At 70.0% G+C, this 1,895-nt stretch carries 2 protein-coding genes and 1 pseudogene; 1 reads left to right on the top strand and 2 read right to left on the bottom strand.

What is annotated here, in order from left to right:
• Nucleotides 1-222 (bottom strand): hypothetical protein (locus IJH84_RS06870; RefSeq protein ID WP_295141647.1); only part of this gene is annotated, 222 nt, incomplete at its 3' end.
• Between the two features lie 535 nt (nt 223-757).
• Between IJH84_RS06870 and IJH84_RS06865 the strand changes: the two genes are divergently transcribed.
• On the top strand, nt 758-1,495 hold the full coding sequence (locus IJH84_RS06865) for a DedA family protein (RefSeq protein ID WP_200068287.1): 738 nt from the start codon (nt 758-760) through the stop codon (nt 1,493-1,495).
• A gap of 156 nt (nt 1,496-1,651) precedes the next feature.
• Here IJH84_RS06865 and IJH84_RS06860 read toward each other — a convergent pair.
• Nucleotides 1,652-1,895: pseudogene (locus IJH84_RS06860) on the bottom strand (hypothetical protein); the annotation flags it as partial.

Below are 1,895 nucleotides of genomic sequence, written 5' to 3'. Positions count from 1 at the left end.
CTTGCGCCGGGTCTCCGGGTCCGGGTGCGCGGCGAGCTCCGCGAGCACGCCGCGCAGGTCCGGATCTCCCTCGTCCAGCACGCCGCGCAGCCGCACCGCCAGCCCGAGCATCCGCTCGGCACCCAGCGGATCACCGATGCGCAGCCGCCAGCGCGCAGCGATCTCGGCGATCGCGGCCACCGCGGGCATCTCCCGCACGCCCATACCGCTGTCCAGCGCCAAGACCAGCCGTTCCCGCGCCGCCTCGTGCTCGTTCTCGGTCGAGCAGCACCGGTGCGGCGGCCATTGCGGTCACCGCCTGCTCGGGACCGGTGCGCGACATGTCCGAGGCCGCTTCTTCCGCCTCGGCCAGGTGCCGGTGCGCCTGCGCCCCCTGCTTTCCGTCGGCCGAGTGCAGGCGGAACGGCCCCAGCATCGCCACGCGCACCCGTCCAGCTTCGCAGCGGGCTTGAGCCGGGTGCGCGGGATCTTTCAGCACCCTGTGGATTGATCACGTAGTTGTCCACAAGAGGGGTCCACAGGAAGGCTTGTTATCCACAGCTCTGTGGATCAATGTGCCGAGTCGGGCGCGATTAGGATCACACGGCGAAGCGCCCGAGCGCGCTGGAATCATGGAATAACGGACATTCGCCCCTACCCGGTCGATCTCCGGATGATCCGCGGACCTGGCCGCGCCCACCCCCACGGGACGCCGCGACCGGGCGAAGCCGCACCGACCAGCACAGCCCCTCTGCTGCCGACGCCACCGGAGTTCCCGATGCACTCGACCGCACTGGCCGCCGCGCCCGCCGAGCCGACCGGGTTCACCGCCTGGGTCATCGGCGTGATGGAAACTCTCGGCGGCCCCGGCGCCGGCCTGATCATCGCGATCGAGAACCTGTTCCCGCCGATCCCCAGCGAACTCATCCTGCCGCTGGCCGGGTTCACCGCCAGCCAGGGCAACATGAACATCTTCGCGGCGGTGCTGTGGACGACGGCCGGATCGCTGCTCGGCGCGCTCGCGCTGTACTGGCTCGGCCACGCGCTCGGCAGGGAGCGGATGCACCGGATCGCGGCGAAGATGCCGCTGGTCAAGCTCTCCGACGTGGACCGCACCGAGGCGTGGTTCGGCAAGCACGGCGTGAAGGCGGTGTTCTTCGGCCGGATGATCCCGCTGTTCCGCAGCTTCATCTCGCTGCCCGCAGGGGTGGAGAAGATGCCGCTGCCCACGTTCGTGCTGTTCACCAGCCTCGGCAGCCTGATCTGGAACACCGTGTTCGTGGTGGCGGGCTACCTGCTCGGGCAGAACTGGTACCTCGTCGAGCAGTACGCGGGCATCCTCTCCAAGGTCGTCCTGGCCGTGGTCGCACTGGCCATCGCCTACTTCGTGATCTCCCGCGTCCGGCAAACCCGCCGCGAGCGCGACGAGGCGGACGATGCGGATGCCCCCACCGACCAGTTCCCCCGCGTCACCCACCCCGAAAGCCCCACCGAACGCCTCCCCCGCATCCGCTGACGCCCCGTTTTCCCGGAGTGAACGACCTGTTCGCCCCATCCAGCAGGGCCAGCGGTCCGTTCGCTCCCCGTCGGTGGTCGAAAACCGCAAACGCGAAGCGGCCCCCGCACCCAGAGAAGGGTGCGGGGGCCGCGTTCGTCAGCGGAGCTCGTCAGGTCACTCCGACTCGCGGTTCTCGCCGGACTCCTCCGACGAGCCCGACGGGCCGGTCGAGGAGGCCAGGTCCACCGGCGGGGAGTCCGGGACCAGGCCCGGCTTCGTCTCGCCGCGGAAGGTGAACTGCGCCTGGTCGTCGGAGCCTTCGCCGTCCCAGCCCTCGACGTCCACGATCACGATCTGCCCGGCCTCGACCTCGCCGAACAGGATCTTCTCGGACAGCCGGTCCTCCACCTCGCGCTGG

Source organism: Saccharopolyspora sp., from assembly GCF_017434145.1.
GTDB classification, from domain to species: domain Bacteria; phylum Actinomycetota; class Actinomycetes; order Mycobacteriales; family Pseudonocardiaceae; genus Saccharopolyspora_C; species Saccharopolyspora_C galaxeae.
Note: the sequence above shows the minus strand (reverse complement) of the source record. Positions and strands in the feature narration are given on the sequence as shown.